Genomic DNA, 17624 nt, shown 5'->3' with positions numbered 1-17624 from the left:
ACGTAGAAATATAGAAATCATCTGAAGGTGGAATGATCATAATGGAAACAACCAAGCGAACCCGTGCTGCGATCATCGGACTCGGGGATATTGCACGTAAAGTATATTTGCCGCTGTTGACTGCCCACACTAACGTGGAAATTACGGGGATTATGAACCGTTCTCCCGAGCCGGTGAAGGAAATACAGCATACCTATAGATTGAACAATGGAACAACGGATATAAAAGAATTGTTGTCCTGGGATCTGGATGCGGTGTTTGTACATACAGCGACAGAAGCTCATTTTGACATTGTCATGCAATGTTTGGAGCGGGGGCTGGCGGTATACGTGGACAAACCGCTGTCCTATACGTTGCGGGAATCGGAAGAAATGACCGCATTTGCTGAAGCACAGGGTCTTCTTTTGGGGGTAGGTTTTAACCGGAGATTTGCACCTTTGTATCAAAACGCGAAGGAATGGATGCAGGCTGGACAGGGTTTTGAATCGCTGACAGTTACTAAACATCGGACAGGAATTCAGGATCGTCCCGCTGCGGAAACCATCTATGATGATCTGATTCATATCCTTGACCTGATGTTATGGTATTCGGATCACAATGTGCAGCTGCTCCATCAGTGGATACGTAAAAATGATCTGGACCGACTGTTGCATGCGGCTGGATCAGCCAAGCTGGGCAGAACGGCATTTGGCAGATTCGATATGGTACGCCAAGCAGGAGCGGATCTGGAGAAGCTTGAGCTATATGGCGGGGGAAGATCGGTAGAAGTGCTGAACATGGAAATAGCGAAGTATGAGGAACGCGGTGCACAGGAACGCAAGGAAACCTTTGGCAGCTGGGAAAGTATTTTGACCCGAAGAGGATTTACGGGAGCCATTGATCAATTTTTGGCAAATCTTGAAACCCCGGATGACTGTGCCATCAGTGCAAGTCATGTCATGGACAGTCATGACCTGGCCGAACAGCTTATTCGCGGTTAATCTTGCAGAAGGTCGTGCGGGAGTGTGAATGAAGCCTTCCGCACCAATGATTCATTAAACGATATTGGAGGAAGTATAATACCATGGATGAATATGAAAAAGAACGCAACAAACAGATTGAGGAAGCTGTAATTGAAACGTATAAACAGGAAGAGGAAATGATGATTCTGGTATTTGCCCAGTGGTGTGTCAATCATGGACTGGATCCGGAAGAGATGTACCAGCAAGCCTACCCGGAACAACTGAGCAACGAGCGTTTGCAGCAGGTGCTGAAGCTAGTTGTATCCAAGGAGGAAGCCGGTGACATTCCGGACGACACTGTATTGGGTGTGCTATCCATGTTTGGCAATGAAGATCTGGCTATGGTTGTATCCGAGGCGATTGCCGCGCGCAAATAAGTTTCGGTTACGAATAATACGTATACGTATTAATGAAGCGATTACATCTGTTCCCGGTGAATGACGCGGAATTCTTTGGGCGACATGCCGAACCGGGAGCGGAATACCCGGTGGAAATACGTATAATTGTTAAAGCCGGAAGATTCGGCTACATGTTCGAGTGTCATTGGACTAAAAATGATCCGTTCCCTGGCCATGTTCAGTCGTACATCCAGTGTATATTGCATAATACTTTTACCAAACGCTTCTTTGAAGAGATGAACTCCCCTTGAGACACTGATTCCAATATGGGTAGCTATATCTTCAAGCTTGAATAGAGAAGAAGCGTTTTCCTCGATGTAACTTTTAATCTCATATGCCACATAGTTGGTATTAGTAATCGTCGGATGCTCCGAGAGCATACGATCCACTTCAAGACAAAGAATTCGCATATAATAACTGGCGATTTCAGGGTAAGGATTGGAAATACGGCGCTGCTCCAGTACGAGCTGACGAAACAGGGTGAGCAGGCTTTCGGTCAGCTGCACCTTGATCCGGTTCGGCCTCTTGTGATGTTTCCACCACTCATCCACCCAGTCCCCATTGAAGAAAATATGGTAATCACCACTCTCCACAAGTCGTTCACCCATCGGATTTTGCTCCTTGTCTACTCTCAGTTCATATGGCTCATCTGGACTAAACAGAAGCAGGTCACCCGCATCAACAAGCGACATCTCGCCGTCTACACGGGCTCGGCAACGTCCGTCCGTCTGGAGCCTCATCAGGTAATTCTTTACTCCCTCAGGATGCAAGCCTATATAAGGTTTGCGATGAAACGAGAAGCCTGCTGTAAGAACCTGGCAGGAATAATCAGTCGGCATTGGCATACTCCTTGCAATTTGAAAATTATGACCAGATAGTTCATGTTTCGATCATATTATTCATTTTAATTGAAGCCGAAACGGAATACCATAGTATTAAATTCAAGTGCAACACTTAAGCGTAAAACCTTCAATTTCAAATATGCAAATTTACAGGTTCTCACCATTCATAAGGAGATGAACATCACTGTGGAGAAAATGAAAGCGGGCATTATTGGTTGCGGTAACATTAGCGCCATTTATCTTGAAAATTTTAAAGATAATCCTCTCATTGAAGTGGTGGCTGTTGCGGATTTGATCCGTGAACGGGCACAAGAACGAGCTGATGAATTCAATATCGCAAACGTTTACAATGTAGATGAGTTGCTGCAAGATAACGAAATTGAGCTTGTGTTAAACCTCACGGTTCCTGGCAGTCATGCCATGACTGATCTGGCTGTGCTTGAAGCAGGCAAACATGTGTATGCCGAGAAACCACTTGCAATCTCTCTTGAGGATGGTCGCAAGGTAATCGAACTGGCTGAGGAAAAAGGATTGTATGTTGGTTCAGCACCGGATACGTTCCTTGGATCAGGCATTCAGACTGCCCGCAAGGCAATTGAAGAAGGACTGATCGGTAAACCGATTGCGGCAACTTCATTCTTCATGGGTGGAGGGCCGGAGGCATGGCATCAAAATCCAGAGTTCTTTTATGTCGCTGGTGGCGGACCGATGTTCGATATGGGGCCTTACTATTTGACCGCTCTGATTACTCTCCTTGGACCGATTCGCAGAATCAGTTCATCGGCAGGTGTACAGATCACGGACCGCGTTATTGGTTCCGGGCCGAAGGAAGGTACACCTCTTGAGGTACAGACGCCAACACACTTGGCAGGAACGATTGATTTTGAGGAAGGTGCCATTGCAACCATGATCACCAGTTTCGATATCCGGGGTGCTTCGGATTTGCCACGGATTGAAATTTACGGTACCGAAGGCACGATGAGCATACCGGACCCCAACTTTTTTAACGGTGAAGTGAAGCTGCGCAGATTCGGTCAGGACACATGGGAGACTGTGACGCCTGCTTTTGAAAGCAGACAGAACGAGCGCGGAATCGGCGTTACCGAAATGGTTGAATCCATTCGAGCCGGACGCGAACACAAGGCCAGCGGTAAGCTCGCCTACCATGTGCTTGAAGCTATGCATGCGTTCCAGCGCTCCTCGCTTGAGGGCAAACATATCCAAATGGAGAGCACTTATCAAGCAAGAGCAAAAAACAATACAGATGAAAATCAGTCAGAGGCTGTACAGTCACACTAATTGATCTCGGATGAGGTGAACCGGTAAATGTTGAAGGTTGGATTACAGCTATATACGGTACGTGATGAACTGGAATGCGATTTCAAAGGTACACTTGCTAAGGTTGCAGAGCTTGGATATCAAGGCGTAGAGTTCCATAACTTTTACGGGCATAGCCCGGAAGAAGTAAGGGCCATTCTGGATGAATTCGGTCTGGAGATTGTGGGTACCCATGTTCAGTACAATAGTCTGCTTGAGGATCTTGATGGCGTGATCGCTTATCACAAAGCCATCGGAAACAAAAACCTGATTGTCCCTTATCTGTCGGAAGAACAACGACAATGGGATAACGTATTTGCTTCCCTGAATGATATTGGTGAGAAATGTGCAGAGCAGGATATGGTGTTAATGTATCACAATCATGATTTTGAATTTACAGAGCAGGTTGAGGGGCAGCCGGCGTTATACGCGATGTATGATACCGTAACCGCTTCCCATCTGCAAGTGGAGTTGGATTCGTGTTGGGCTCACGCCGCAGGATACCCGCCAACGGAAGTCATCGCGAAGTATGCGGGACGTTTGCCACTGGTCCACTGGAAAGACATGCGCCGTTCAGAAGGTCAAGTCCTGACAGTGGAATTCGGCCATGGTGAGGTAGATTTGGGGGCTGTAGCTACAGCGTCAGATCAGGCGGGAGCCGAGTGGCTTGTTGTGGAACAGGATGTATGTCAGAATCCTCCACTGCAAAGCATCGAGAGCAGTATGAACTGGATTAGAAAATATGCCGCTAATGGAGGACTTGTTCATGTCTAAAGTACTTAATATCGCCATCGTAGGTTGTGGCGGAATCGCCAAAGGTAAACATATGCCCAGCCTGTCCAAACAATCTCAGGGCCGTATGGTCGCTTTCTGCGACATTGTGAAAGAACGTGCGGAGGAGGCAGCAGCTGAATTCGGTGCTGAGGGAGCCAAAGTATATACGGATTATAACGAGATGCTGAAGGATGAAAGCATTGATGTGGTACACGTGTGTACACCAAACGACTCCCATTCCGTGATCACGGTCGCTTCTCTTGAGGCGGGCAAACATGTAATGTGTGAAAAGCCAATGGCGAAGACGTCTGCACAAGCGCAGGCTATGCTGGAAGCCGCACAACGTACAGGCAAAAAGTTGTCCATTGCGTATCAGAACCGATTCCGCAATGATAGCCAATACCTGAAACAAATGTGTGAAGAAGGTGAACTGGGCGATATTTATTTCGGTAAGGCAATTGCACTTCGCCGCCGTGCTGTACCTACCTGGGGTGTGTTTCTTGATGAGGAAAAGCAGGGCGGAGGACCGTTGATTGATATCGGTACACATGCGCTGGACCTGACTCTTTGGTTGATGGATAATTACAAACCGAAGAGTGTAATGGGCTCAACGTTCCACAAGCTGGGTCAACGTGAGAATGCGGCCAATGCTTTTGGTCCGTGGGACCCGGAACAATTCAAGGTAGAGGATTCTGCATTCGGCTTTGTGACGATGGAGAATGGGGCTACAATTATTATCGAGTCCAGCTGGGCACTGAATGTTGCTGAATTCGGCGAAGCCAAATCACTGCTTTGCGGAACAGAAGGTGGCGCGGATATGAAGGATGGTCTGCGTATCAATGGCGAGAAACGCAGCCGTCTGTTTGAAACTAAGGTAGATCTGGATGCAGGTGGAGTTGCTTTTTATTCTGGTAGTGCAGAAAATGAAGCGGATCGTGAAGCTAGAATGTGGCTTGAAGCGATCATTGAAGACAAAGATCCAGTTGTAAAACCTGAACAAGCCATCGTGGTTACTCAGATCCTTGAAGCGATCTACGAGTCTGCTCAGACAGGCAAAGCGGTTTATTTCGACTAAACCAACCAGATATCATTTCCAATGAAATAACCAGTATTCTTACGTTTAATTTCAGGATAGAATAGCTCTTGATTTTCCACAATAACGATACAATCATGTGATCTGAACGGTATTTTTATGCAGTTCATTGTTCATAAAACCAGCAAATATTATGATATTTAATCTAGGGAGGAATCGCACTTGAAACTCGGCGTATTTTTGGTACTATTCGGAGGACGTAAATTGGAGGATGCACTTGACTATGTTGCATCCAAGGGCTTGAAAGCAGTAGAAATCGGAACTGGTGGACATCCAGGTAATGCTCATTGTAAACCGGATGAGCTTCTGAGCAATCCGACAGCATTGAAAAACTTCAAAAATGCAGTAGAATCTCGCGGTCTGACTATCAGCGCATTGAGCTGTCACGGTAACCCGCTTCATCCACAAAAGGATATTGCAAAAGGATTCCACGATGACTTCGTTAAGACGGTAGAACTGGCTGAGAAACTGGAAGTGCCTGTTGTAAACACATTCTCCGGTTGTCCAGGAGACCATGAGGATGCCAAATATCCGAACTGGCCTGTTGCACCATGGCCGAATGACTTCCAGGAAGTTCTTAAATGGCAATGGGACAACAAAGTTATCCCTTACTGGACAGAGTGGGGCAAGTTCGCTGCAGATCACAATGTGAAAGTGGGACTGGAACTGCACGGTGGATTCTCGGTGCATACACCAGCTACCTTGCTGAGATTGCGTGAAGCAGCAGGCGAAGTGATTGGCGCTAACTTGGACCCAAGCCACATGTGGTGGCAAGGTATTGATCCGGTGCAAGCAATCCACATTCTGGGACGTGAAGGCGCGATTCATCACTTCCATGCGAAAGATACAACTATTGATCCAATTAACGTGAACAAATATGGTGTAACAGATATGCAGGATTATACAAACATGCTTGATCGTGCTTGGCAATTCCGCTCGGTCGGTTATGGTCACGATAACAAAACTTGGGCTGATATTATTAGCGCTCTGCGTCTGGTTGGATATGATTATGTCGTAAGTATTGAACACGAAGATGGTCTGATGTCGGTAGAAGAAGGATTCTCTAAAGCTGTGCAAAATCTCCAACAAGTATTGATTGAAGAGCCGCTGGGAGATATGTGGTGGGTTTAGAGTTACACTAGGGGGAAAATGAATATGATTAACGTCACCATTTGGAATGAATTTGTCCATGAGAAAATTCACGATGAAGTAAGGGAAGTCTACCCAGACGGTTTGCATATGGCGTTGGCAAACGGACTGGGAGGCGAAGGCTTTGCCATTCGCACTGCAACACTGGATCAGCCCGAACATGGATTAAGTGATGAGGTGCTGAATTCTACAGATGTGCTTATATGGTGGGGACATATGGCGCATGATCGTGTGAGCGACGAGATTACACAGAAGGTTGCACAGCGGGTCCTGGATGGTATGGGGTTGATTGTACTGCACTCCGGTCACTTCTCCAAGCCATTCAAAGCGCTGATGGGCACAAGTTGTGACCTGAAATGGCGTGAAGCCAATGAGCAGGAGATTATCTGGTGTGTGAATCCGTCCCATCCGATTGCCGAAGGCATCAACAGCAAGATAATTCTGGAAAAAGAAGAAATGTACGGGGAATTCTTCGATATTCCAGTACCGGATGAGCTGGTGTTTGTAAGCAACTTCCAAGGCGGAGAGGTATTCCGAAGCGGATGTACGTTCCTCCGCGGCTCAGGTAAAATCTTCTATTTCCGTCCAGGTCATGAAACATACCCGACCTTCTATAATCCGGAAATTTTAAAAGTGATCAGCAATGGAGTGAAGTGGGCATATCCTACGCGCAACGTTAAGCCGGAATTTGGCTTCAGCGAGCCTGTAAGATCACTTGGTAACGTGCTGGTTTAAGCTGCAAATTGGCTGTGTGAAAGCATAAAATAAACGATATACCAAAGAACCCTTCTCCAAGTCAAGTATGACTGTGGCAGCTGGGTTCTTTTTGGGTAAGATAGCTACATGGGAGTTAGACGATATTTTCCCATGGTTCCGTTGTCCCATGTGATGTATACTGAGTTGTATCATCGAAGTTGAGTTATGCCTCTAAAATTTTAACTTTTTAGCGGCAGACGTTTTCTTTGAGACTTAAATATGTTATTATGAAATATACTAACTAAACGTAAGTTGAGTGATCTCTAAAGAGGTGATTAATGTGGAAGGCCAAGATTTGCGGATGTGTCCGCGCTTTGAGACGGCGTTTTCTTTTCTGGGTAAACGCTGGAACGGTCTGATTATTCAAACGTTGATGAGTGGTTCAAAGCGATTCAAGGATATCTCCAACCTGATACCATCCATGAGTGATAAGATGTTGTCAGAACGGATGAAGGATCTGGAAAGCGAAGGAATTCTGATCCGTCATGTCTATCCGGAGACGCCAGTTCGTATTGAATATGAACTGACAGAGAAAGGCAAGGCGCTACAGCCTGTTATGAATCAAATTCAAGACTGGGCAGAGCAGTGGGTTGAGTAGTAACAGCTTCCCCAGCTCAAACTAAGTTAACTGGTGGGATAAAGGCTCTTGATTTCCAGTGGAAATCAGGAGTTTTTGTCTTCAGGGTCCTGCACATGTTGTCGCGAGTTGTAGTATAATTGTAAATAAAATGGCCGCAGGCGGCCGGAGCGAGGAGGCCACTTGTCATGAGAGAAGAAAGCTTATCCCGTGAAGTACGCTACGGCAAGCAAGATATTGCAGAACTTGAGAGCGCATCCATCCAGGTACATTTAATCTACAAAAAAGCTGCGGAGCTATTTAAACGAACTTCATATTCCGCGTCGGTTAAGGATGATGTTGCAGGAGAGAAGACTCATTCCACGAATAGCAATGGTCAGGTAATGGCTCCGGCGGTACTGCAAAAATGGATTCAGACAGCAAGAGGCTGGAAATGTATCGGATGTGAACTGAGACAACCCGATTCCATCGGGGTTCAGGCCGAAGCCAACTTTCATGAAGAGCGTGTGTATCTGGATGTGGGCGAAGGTCGTTTTGTTCAAGCGGAGATGTTGATTCAGGCGATTGTATGGTCACAATATGAGAAGATCCGCCTGTTCGCGCCTTGGCTGGGTGATGACACCTTCTACACTGTACAGGAGCTTGATGTGATTGCCCGTTATATTGTACCTACCTATTTCTCCGAACGGCCGCTGCATGAGCAAGGCAAGGTATCCAAGGTACACCATTCATCGGGTCAGATTCCGTTTTATCAGGAATATGTGGATGCACCTTCGTTCTGTGTACAAGTGGATGGTGGATTACTTGAAGGGCGTTTGCTGACAGGCGTTTATGTGTCGGAAGAACAGTTCTTTGGGCTCAATCCATATCTGAAGGATGGAGACGGAGGCCGTACCTATATGCAGGCTTGTGTTCAGTAAACATACTACTTAATAGACCCTAATGATAATTAGGAGCCAAAGGGCCTGCTTGCAGGCTCTTTGTGTTGTACAAACCAGTTATGGACGCTGCTGGATGAAAAGTAACGGCATTGACACTTTTTTTGCATGAATTTTGTGCCATAATAGAGGTTATGGACAACAGGGTGAATGATTTTACGCAGGGTGGTGTTACCTACATGAAGAAGAGAATCCCCGGTTACATAGGTATATGTCTGCTTATTCTGGTTATATTAGCCGGTTGTAGCGAGACACAGCCTTCCGAACAGCCAATCGTCAAAGAGACCGAATCGCATAATACTATTACTGTGGCAGTCGATGGCAGTACTTTTTTGCCTGACGCAACGAAGTCCATTAAGAGAGATTTTAGTGAAGGTCTGACGCTCAAGAAAGCACTATTGAACAGTGGACTTGTCGATTTTACAGCAGATGGAAAGCGGATCCAATCCGTGGGGGAAGTTTCTCTGGACTCCTCACTTAGCTGGGCGGTCAAACTGAATGGCAAGGATATTGACCCGGAAAATTGGGACATGGAGCTTCATGTCAAAGATGAAGTGATCATATATGTAAAAGCCGCTGACAGTGGGGGAGACGATGTTGTTTACCAAACAACATTACTCAAGGTGAGCGGTGGAAATATTATGCCAAATCTCAATCGTCAATATGCCGGGGTGTATGTTCAGGAATGTACTGTGCGTGATGTATTGAAGTCCAGTGGGATTGTAAGAATGTCGGAAAACAACAAATTCGTCGTTTCCGTTGAAAATGTAACTCCCCGGATGAACCAACGCTGGATGATCATGGTGAATGATAAGGAACTGATGGAAAACGGTTTGGACATGAAGTTGAATCCACGTGATGCAGTAAAGCTCGAGTTGACTACTGTATCTTAAGTATAAAAAGAAGCCCAATCTTCGTTATAGAAGATGGGCTTTTTTCATTTGCGTATCAAATGTTTTACAAGACGGAAAAAGCGTCAGATTCGGCAAATCTCGTTAGGACACAATTCACAGTGACAGATGCCCTGGAGCATGTGTAGATCTTTGATGACAATCATGCCGTTGTCGTATTCTATGGCGTCTTTTTTACGCAGATCGCTTAACATACGGTTGACACTTTCACGGGTTGCTCCAATCATATTGGACAGATCCGTGTGTGTTATTTTTTTATGAATCATGACATGCTCTCCGTGAGGCTCGCCGTAGGAATTGGACAATCGAATTAGCGTGGAGCAGAGTGCCCCCGGTTTGCCATATAACATCAGATCACGGAATTTGGTTTGGGTTAACCGGTGATGGATACCCATCCATTTCATAAAGTCGATCGCAAAGTCACAGTGTTGGCAGATCAGCATCTCCAGGTCTTTATGCTCCAGTACACCGATCTCACTATCCTCCAGCACTTCCGCCGAAAAGCTGTGTTTCGATCCGAAGAACGGATCAGCTTGACCAATCATATCACCAGATTGATACATATACATGATCAGTTCCTTGCCTTCATCCGTGGATTTGGTGATCTGGGCACGTCCCCGTTTCATATAATAAAGTTTGTCAGAGACATCTCCTTCCCAATACAGATGGGTTCCCTCCGGATAGGTTCTGTCCTTCATCGTTACGAGTAGATGGTTGAAATTCGCTTCCGAGAAACAGTTGGTATTTCCGCGTTTTTCCAGTACACTCAGTTGTTCTCTCATAAGTCTATCTCCCCTTTGTGTCCATCGGACGGCCTTCTGCAGCTTGGACTGGCCCCCGTGGTTCGCCGCAAACCGTTGCCGTCCTGATCAGGGTCATCTCTCGGCCGGGAAGGACGGTACAAATTGCGGTGGTTCAATTTTTAAGTTCAGTATATACCTTATCTTGCCGTTTGAGGGGCATGGAAAGGGGGCAAAAATGGCGAAATTTCAAACATTGTGATTAAATTCACTTTCGAAAGGGGAAAATGAATCTGACAGCCCTATAGTTTAAATAGGAAGTGTAAATGGCTAAGTGAGAGACACTAAAAAACTTAAATTAAATTTGTTATACTTTGTGAAAAAAATCACATAATTAACTCTTTCCCCATGGTACGATGTGAATGTAAAGAAGAGAGACAAACCAATACGAACCTTTAGGAGGATGAGGGAGATGGCTGTAAAGAACGAAGTCGCCCCAGTAAAAGAACCGACAGCAGGTCAGTATATTCAAACGTTAATTGACAAAGCGAATAAAGCACATGCAGCATTCATGTCCATGGATCAGAAACAGATTGACCGCATCGTGCAAGCGATGGCGCTGGCAGGTCTGGACAAACATATGATGCTCGCCAAAATGGCCGTGGAAGAAACAGGTCGGGGTGTGTATGAGGATAAAATCACCAAAAATATATTTGCAACAGAATATGTGTATCATAGCATAAAATATGACAAAACAGTAGGGGTTATCGAAGATAACGAGTACGAAAGCTTCCAGAAAATTGCGGAGCCTGTCGGCATCATCATGGGGATTACCCCGGTAACGAATCCGACATCCACCACGATGTTCAAAGCACTGATTTCCATCAAAACGCGTAACCCAATCATCTTCGGTTTCCACCCATCTGCACAGAACTGTAGCCGGGAAGCTGCCAAAATCCTGCTTGATGCTGCAGTGAAGCATGGTGCTCCAGCGGATTGTATCCAGTGGATTGATGATCCTTCCATGGATCGAACAAACGCGCTGATGAATCATAACGATGTGGCGCTCATTCTGGCAACAGGCGGATCAGGCATGGTACGGGCGGCATACAGCTGTGGTAAACCGGCACTGGGCGTAGGGCCAGGGAACGTACCTTGCTTTATTGAGAAAAGTGCAGATATCAATCAAGCGGTAACGGATCTGATTTTGTCCAAATCGTTCGATAACGGCATGATCTGTGCTTCCGAGCAAGCAGTCATCATCGAAGAACAGATCTTCGATCAGGTGAAAAAGAAAATGATCGCAAACGGCTGTTACTTCGTCAACAAGGATGAGGCAGCGAAACTGACCGCAGGTGCGATTAATGCTGAGAAATGTGCAGTGAACCCAGCGATTGTTGGTCAATCTGCAGTCAGCATTGCGCAAATGTGCGGTATCGAGGTCCCTGCTAACACCAAAATTCTCGTAGCCGAGATTGAGGGTGTTGGCACGAAGTTCCCGTTGTCGGCTGAAAAACTAAGCCCGGTACTGGCTTGTTACAAAGTGAAAACGGCAGCTGAAGGGATTGAGCGTGCAGCAGAAGTGGTTGCTTTTGGCGGCATGGGTCACTCCTCTGTTATTCATTCGACGAACGAAGAAGTCATTGGCAAATTCGCAGATCGCCTGCAAACCGGACGGATTATCGTGAATTCGCCATCCACACACGGCGCCATAGGTGACATCTACAACACCAACATGCCGTCACTGACATTGGGCTGCGGATCGTATGGACGTAACTCGACTTCTTCCAACGTAACCGCTGTGAACTTAATCAACGTGAAGAGGGTGGCTCGCCGTACCGTGAATATGCAATGGTTCAAAGTGCCGAACAAAGTCTACTTCGAAAAAGGTGCAACACAGTATCTTGCCAAAATGCCGGACATCACACGCGTAGCCATTATTACGGATGCGATGATGGTCAAACTCGGTTATGTGGAAAAAGTAGAGCACTATCTGCGTCAACGTCAAATGCCAGTAGCCATTGAAGTGTTCTCTGATGTCGAACCCGATCCATCCACAACAACGGTAGATCGCGGTACGGAAATGATGCGCCGCTTCCAGCCAGACTGCATTATCGCACTCGGCGGGGGATCACCGATGGATGCTGCCAAAGCGATGTGGCTGTTCTATGAATATCCTGACACAGACTTTAACGACTTGAAGCAAAAATTCATGGATATCCGCAAACGGATCTACAAATATCCACGTCTCGGCGTGAAAGCGAAATTCGTAGCAATCCCGACAACTTCGGGCACAGGTTCGGAAGTAACATCGTTCGCAGTTATTACAGATAAAAATCAAGGCAATACGAAATATCCACTGGCAGACTACGAGTTGACACCAGATGTAGCGATCGTCGACCCTGAGTTTGTATACACTCTGCCTAAAACGGCTGTCGCAGACACAGGTATGGACGTATTGACGCATGCGATCGAAGCATATGTCTCCGTTATGGCGAATGATTACACGGATGGACTCGCGATCAAAGCGATTCAACTGGTATTCCAATACCTCGAGCAATCGGCACTGCAAGGTGACAAATTGGCTCGTGAGAAAATGCATAACGCTTCGACAATTGCCGGTATGGCTTTTGCCAACGCATTCCTGGGCATTAACCACAGCTTGGCACACAAATGGGGCGGTCAGTACCACACCGCACATGGACGTACCAATGCGATCCTGATGCCGCACGTCATTCGCTACAATGCGAAAAAACCGACGAAGTTTGCATCGTTCCCGAAATATTCGCACTTTGTTGCAGATGAGCGTTATGCCGAAATTGCCCGAATTCTGGGATTGCCTGCACGTACGACAGAAGAAGGGGTTACCAGCCTCATCAATGCCATTCGCAAACTGAACAAAACATTGGGTATTGAAGAGTCGTTCCAGGAAATCGGATTCGATGCCAAAGACTTTGAGGCACATGTCGATTATCTGGCAGACCGCGCATTCGAGGACCAATGTACAACAGCCAATCCAAAACTGCCGCTGGTGACTGAACTGGCAGATGTATACCGCAACGCATTCTACGGCAAGTTTGAATAACAACTAATGCAACAGCAGGATTAAGGCAGATATAGTCAGGGTTCCCCGTAAGGGGAGCCCCGATTGCCGTCTTTCCTATAAAAAAAGGTATAACGTAATCTTCGCAGTTGCCTTTTTTAAAAGAGGTTACACGGAATCCGTGATGTTACTTTTTGAACCAGGAGGTATTCACACCATAACGGAGGGGCAGAAAAAACTGAAGAAGCGAAGCGTTCGCTTTTAAGCACGATTTCAACCTTCTATGCTATATAGTTTGAACCATACATGTACACGATAACGGAGAGGAGAGAAAAAACCTGAAGAAGCGAAGCGCTCGCCTTTATCCCCGGATTTTCCCTTTTTAAAAGGTAATCTAAAAAATCTGGGGGTAACAGCGATCGGAAGGTTGTTCTATCCTCGGAGTGGCTAGTGTACATATCCTTTCGTTCAAATTATATTGTTCAATCCGGGAAATCGGGTTTGAACATTGATCGGAAGTTGTTCTGCCCGCGCAGTGGCTAAGTGTGAATAATTTAGGGTTCAACTTGACACAGCACAAGTGGAGTGAGGATGGTCACAAACTTTGTGATAAAAATCACAGATGATGAAAGAACGAAGACGTATACTGAAAATGTAAGAAAAACATTCATCCGCGGTTCCGGTTCCCAAGTAGAGAGAACATGTTCCGGCTTACATGTGAAATTTATCACATTAATCGCGGCTCTGGGCACAGATGAGACGAGTGAAGCATCCTGTCATGTGTCCGGAAATCCAAATTTGTGGAGGGATTACTATGTCGGTGATCGAAAAAGATGTCAAACAACAAACAGGTTGGAGAAACTTTACCAAAGGAACATGGACGAAATCCGTAGATGTGAATGATTTTCTAGTACGCAACTTATCACCTTACTATGGCGACGAAGCATTTCTTGCAGGTGCAACTCAGAATACAAAAGAGTTATGGGATATCGTATCCGATCTGACAAAAAAAGAGCGCGATAACGGCGGGGTACTCGATGTTGACGTAAACACGCCAGCAACGATTGTTTCTCACCAACCAGGTTATCTGGATAAATCCAAAGAGCAGATTGTTGGTGTTCAAACGGATGCTCCATTCAAACGTTCCATTCAGCCATTCGGTGGAATTCGCATGATGATTGATGCTTGTGAAGCTTATGGTTTTGAAATGCCTCAAGGCGTCATTGATATATTTACGAACATCCGTAAAACACATAACCAGGGCGTATTTGATGCTTATACATCCGAAATGCGTGCAGCACGTAAAGCAGGGATTATTACCGGTCTGCCTGATGCTTACGGCCGTGGCCGGATCATCGGTGACTATCGCCGGGTAGCTCTGTATGGCGTGGACTTCCTGATTCGGAATAAAAAAGGTGAACTGAATGCACTTGAAGTCGATGTGATTGATGAAGATGTCATTCGCCTGCGTGAAGAACTGTCCGAGCAGATTCGTGCATTGCAAGAATTGAAACAACTGGGCGAAATGCACGGTTTCGATATTTCCTTGCCAGCCACAACCGCAAAAGAAGCGTTCCAATGGCTCTACTTCGGTTACCTGGCTGCGATCAAAGAGCAAAATGGTGCAGCAATGTCGCTCGGACGTGTTTCTTCTTTTCTTGATATTTACATTGAACGTGACTTGCAAGAAGGCTTGCTAACTGAAGAACAGGCTCAAGAACTGGTTGACCATTTTGTTATGAAACTGCGGATCGTCAAGTTCCTGCGTACGCCGGATTATAATGAATTGTTCAGTGGAGACCCAACATGGGTAACTGAATCCATCGGAGGCATGTCCGTAAATGGAGAAACCCGTGTTACGAAAAACAGCTTCCGTTTCCTGCATACCCTGAACAACCTTGGTCCTGCACCTGAGCCAAACCTTACTGTACTTTGGTCCATCAAGCTTCCGGAAGCATTCAAACAATACTGTACGAAAGTATCCATCGAAACGAGCTCCATCCAGTATGAAAATGATGATCTGATGCGTCCGATCTACGGAGACGATTATGGTATTGCTTGCTGCGTATCTGCGATGAAGATCGGGAAACAAATGCAGTTCTTCGGCGCTCGTGCGAACCTGGCAAAAGCATTGCTGTATGCAATCAACGGCGGTCGTGATGAGAAATCGGGAGCACAAGTTGGACCTGAATATCCAGCGATTACAAGCGAAGTGCTGGATTACAATGAAGTTATGAAACGTTTCAAACCGATGATGGAATGGCTCGCCAAACTGTATATGAACTCACTCAACGTCATTCACTACATGCATGACAAATACAGCTATGAGCGTATTGAAATGGCCTTGCATGACCGTGACATCGTACGTACTATGGCTTGTGGTATTGCTGGTCTCTCAGTTGCAGCAGACTCTCTGAGTGCAATCAAATATGCGAAAGTCAAACCGATCCGCAACGAACAAGGCATCGCAATTGATTTTGAAATTGAAGGTGAATTCCCTTGTTACGGTAATAATGAGGACAGTGTCGACAGCATCGCTGTTGAATTGGTTGAAAGCTTCATGGGCATGATTCGCAAACACAAAGCGTATCGTAATGCGATCCCAACACAGTCTGTACTGACGATCACATCGAACGTGGTTTACGGCAAGAAAACAGGTACAACACCGGATGGCCGTAAAGCAGGCGAACCGTTTGCTCCAGGAGCGAACCCAATGCATGGTCGGGACAAAAAAGGTGCACTGGCATCCCTGGGTTCAGTAGCCAAACTGCCATATGAACACAGCCTTGACGGGATCTCTAACACATTCTCCATCGTGCCTAAAGCACTCGGAAAAGAGTCAGACACACGTAAATCCAATCTGGTTGCCATGATGGACGGTTATTTTGGTCAAGGGGCACACCATCTGAACGTGAACGTATTTGATCGCCAGCAGTTGATTGACGCGATGGATCACCCGGAAAACTATCCGCAGCTGACAGTACGGGTATCCGGTTACGCGGTTAACTTCATCAAACTGACACGTGAGCAACAACTCGATGTCATTAACCGGACCTTCCACGGTTCGATGTAACTCGGGCTTAGCTCAACAGTTCATAGGAGATAGGAGTAGAACCTCCATATTAAACGCACAGCGGATGCGATACAGAAAGGAAGAGGCAGCATGGTTAATGGACATATTCACTCACTCGAAACTTTCGGGACGGTTGACGGCCCAGGCATCCGCTTCGTGCTTTTTATGCAGGGATGTCTGCTCAAATGCCAGTATTGTCACAATCCGGATACATGGGCACTGGATGGTGGCAGGGAAATGAGCGTGGAGGAGGTACTGGCTGAAATTGAGCCGTACTTGTCCTACTACCGCAGTTCCGGCGGAGGACTTACGGTATCCGGTGGGGAGCCAACATTACAGGCTCATTTTGTAGCCGAAGTTTTCAAAGAAGCGAAACGCCGCTGGGGATTGCATACTACGCTGGACAGCAACGGTTTCAATGAACCGGATCGAATTCATGATTTGTTAGATAACACAGACCTGGTTTTGTTGGATCTGAAGCACATCAATGATGAGAAACATATCAAGCTGACAGGCAAATCCAACGAGAGAACATTGCGCACCGCACAATGGTTATCGGACAATGGACGAAAAATGTGGATTCGCCACGTATATGTGCCAGGGATTCACAATGAGGAAGAAGACTTGCTTAATCTGGGGCGGTTTATTGGAACGCTAAATGGAGTCGAGAAGTTCGAAATCCTGCCTTATCATCAGATGGGTATTTACAAATGGCAGACGCTGGGGAAAGCCTATCCGCTCGATGGAGTTCCTTCTCCAAGTGATGAGGAAGTGGAGCGTGCGTATCGTTTGATTGAACAAGGTCGTACGGAAACAGCGGGCATGACTTGCTCCAAATAAGTAACAACAGTTATGTACATGACCCAAATAAATTGAACTAACTATTTACACGAGAACGTAGAGGACAGAAATAAGCTGGAGAAGCGGAGCGTTCGCCTTTATCCCCAGATTTTCACCTTTGTAAAAGTGAATCAAAAAAATCGGGGGATAACAGCGATCGGAAGGTTGTTCT

General features: G+C 46.2%; 15 protein-coding genes. 13 read left to right on the top strand and 2 right to left on the bottom strand.

Features of this window, described 5'->3' with window-relative positions; all coding sequences use genetic code 11:
- Nucleotides 1–41: 41 nt before the first annotated feature.
- Both G3352_RS06335 and G3352_RS06330 read left to right on the top strand, forming a co-directional pair.
- Nucleotides 42–980: a Gfo/Idh/MocA family protein gene (locus tag G3352_RS06335; RefSeq protein ID WP_163755083.1), complete on the top strand. Its 939-nt coding sequence runs from the start codon at nucleotides 42–44 to the stop codon at nucleotides 978–980.
- Nucleotides 981–1063: 83 nt separating this feature from the next.
- Entirely contained in the window at nucleotides 1064–1378 is a 315-nt protein-coding gene (locus G3352_RS06330) for a hypothetical protein (RefSeq protein WP_090900900.1), read from the top strand.
- Between the two features lie 41 nt (nucleotides 1379–1419).
- On the opposite strand, the gene G3352_RS06325 is transcribed toward G3352_RS06330, so the two are convergent.
- Nucleotides 1420–2238, bottom strand: a complete 819-nt coding sequence (locus tag G3352_RS06325; protein WP_163755081.1) for an AraC family transcriptional regulator — start codon at nucleotides 2236–2238, stop codon at nucleotides 1420–1422.
- 189 nt (nucleotides 2239–2427) lie between these two features.
- On the opposite strand from G3352_RS06325, the gene G3352_RS06320 reads away from it, so the two are divergent.
- The 8 genes from G3352_RS06320 (at nucleotide 2428) to G3352_RS06285 (ending at nucleotide 9738) form a co-directional block, all read left to right on the top strand.
- Entirely contained in the window at nucleotides 2428–3540 is a 1113-nt protein-coding gene (locus G3352_RS06320) for a Gfo/Idh/MocA family oxidoreductase (RefSeq protein WP_163755079.1), read from the top strand.
- A gap of 27 nt (nucleotides 3541–3567) precedes the next feature.
- Complete coding sequence (locus G3352_RS06315) at nucleotides 3568–4332, top strand: sugar phosphate isomerase/epimerase family protein (protein ID WP_163755078.1); 765 nt, start codon at nucleotides 3568–3570, stop codon at nucleotides 4330–4332.
- Nucleotides 4325–5407 (top strand): Gfo/Idh/MocA family protein, encoded by a 1083-nt coding sequence (locus G3352_RS06310; RefSeq protein WP_076291845.1) that lies wholly within the window; start codon nucleotides 4325–4327, stop codon nucleotides 5405–5407. Before G3352_RS06315 ends, G3352_RS06310 begins: the two co-directional genes overlap by 8 nt.
- Before the next feature lie 180 nt (nucleotides 5408–5587).
- Complete coding sequence (locus G3352_RS06305) at nucleotides 5588–6556, top strand: sugar phosphate isomerase/epimerase family protein (RefSeq protein WP_024631039.1); 969 nt, start codon at nucleotides 5588–5590, stop codon at nucleotides 6554–6556.
- Between the two features lie 24 nt (nucleotides 6557–6580).
- Nucleotides 6581–7309, top strand: coding sequence for a ThuA domain-containing protein (locus tag G3352_RS06300; protein ID WP_076291846.1), 729 nt, complete (start codon nucleotides 6581–6583; stop codon nucleotides 7307–7309).
- Nucleotides 7310–7631: 322 nt separating this feature from the next.
- Nucleotides 7632–7928 carry a winged helix-turn-helix transcriptional regulator gene (locus G3352_RS06295; protein ID WP_148661829.1) on the top strand — a complete coding sequence of 99 codons (297 nt, stop codon included), beginning with the start codon at nucleotides 7632–7634 and terminating at the stop codon, nucleotides 7926–7928.
- Nucleotides 7929–8095: 167 nt separating this feature from the next.
- Nucleotides 8096–8827: a hypothetical protein gene (locus tag G3352_RS06290; protein ID WP_163755076.1), complete on the top strand. Its 732-nt coding sequence runs from the start codon at nucleotides 8096–8098 to the stop codon at nucleotides 8825–8827.
- A 197-nt stretch (nucleotides 8828–9024) separates the two neighbouring features.
- Entirely contained in the window at nucleotides 9025–9738 is a 714-nt protein-coding gene (locus tag G3352_RS06285) for a hypothetical protein (RefSeq protein ID WP_163755074.1), read from the top strand.
- Nucleotides 9739–9821: 83 nt separating this feature from the next.
- Here the strand turns inward: G3352_RS06285 and G3352_RS06280 are convergent, their stop codons facing one another.
- Nucleotides 9822–10538: a Crp/Fnr family transcriptional regulator gene (locus G3352_RS06280; RefSeq protein ID WP_076291848.1), complete on the bottom strand. Its 717-nt coding sequence runs from the start codon at nucleotides 10536–10538 to the stop codon at nucleotides 9822–9824.
- Between the two features lie 430 nt (nucleotides 10539–10968).
- On the opposite strand from G3352_RS06280, the gene adhE reads away from it, so the two are divergent.
- The 3 genes from adhE (at nucleotide 10969) to pflA (ending at nucleotide 17452) form a co-directional block, all read left to right on the top strand.
- The gene (gene adhE, locus G3352_RS06275) at nucleotides 10969–13581 is read left to right on the top strand and encodes a bifunctional acetaldehyde-CoA/alcohol dehydrogenase (protein ID WP_163755072.1); all 2613 of its coding nucleotides are present in this window, start codon (nucleotides 10969–10971) and stop codon (nucleotides 13579–13581) included.
- Nucleotides 13582–14353: 772 nt separating this feature from the next.
- Nucleotides 14354–16612, top strand: coding sequence for a formate C-acetyltransferase (pflB, locus tag G3352_RS06270; protein WP_163755070.1), 2259 nt, complete (start codon nucleotides 14354–14356; stop codon nucleotides 16610–16612).
- 90 nt (nucleotides 16613–16702) lie between these two features.
- Complete coding sequence (gene pflA / locus G3352_RS06265; RefSeq protein WP_163755068.1) at nucleotides 16703–17452, top strand: pyruvate formate-lyase-activating protein; 750 nt, start codon at nucleotides 16703–16705, stop codon at nucleotides 17450–17452.
- The last annotated feature ends 172 nt before the right edge of the window (nucleotides 17453–17624 follow it).

It is taken from the genome of Paenibacillus sp. ALJ109b, from assembly GCF_010747435.1.
Classification (GTDB): domain Bacteria; phylum Bacillota; class Bacilli; order Paenibacillales; family Paenibacillaceae; genus Paenibacillus; species Paenibacillus taichungensis.
Note: the sequence above shows the minus strand (reverse complement) of the source record. Positions and strands in the feature narration are given on the sequence as shown.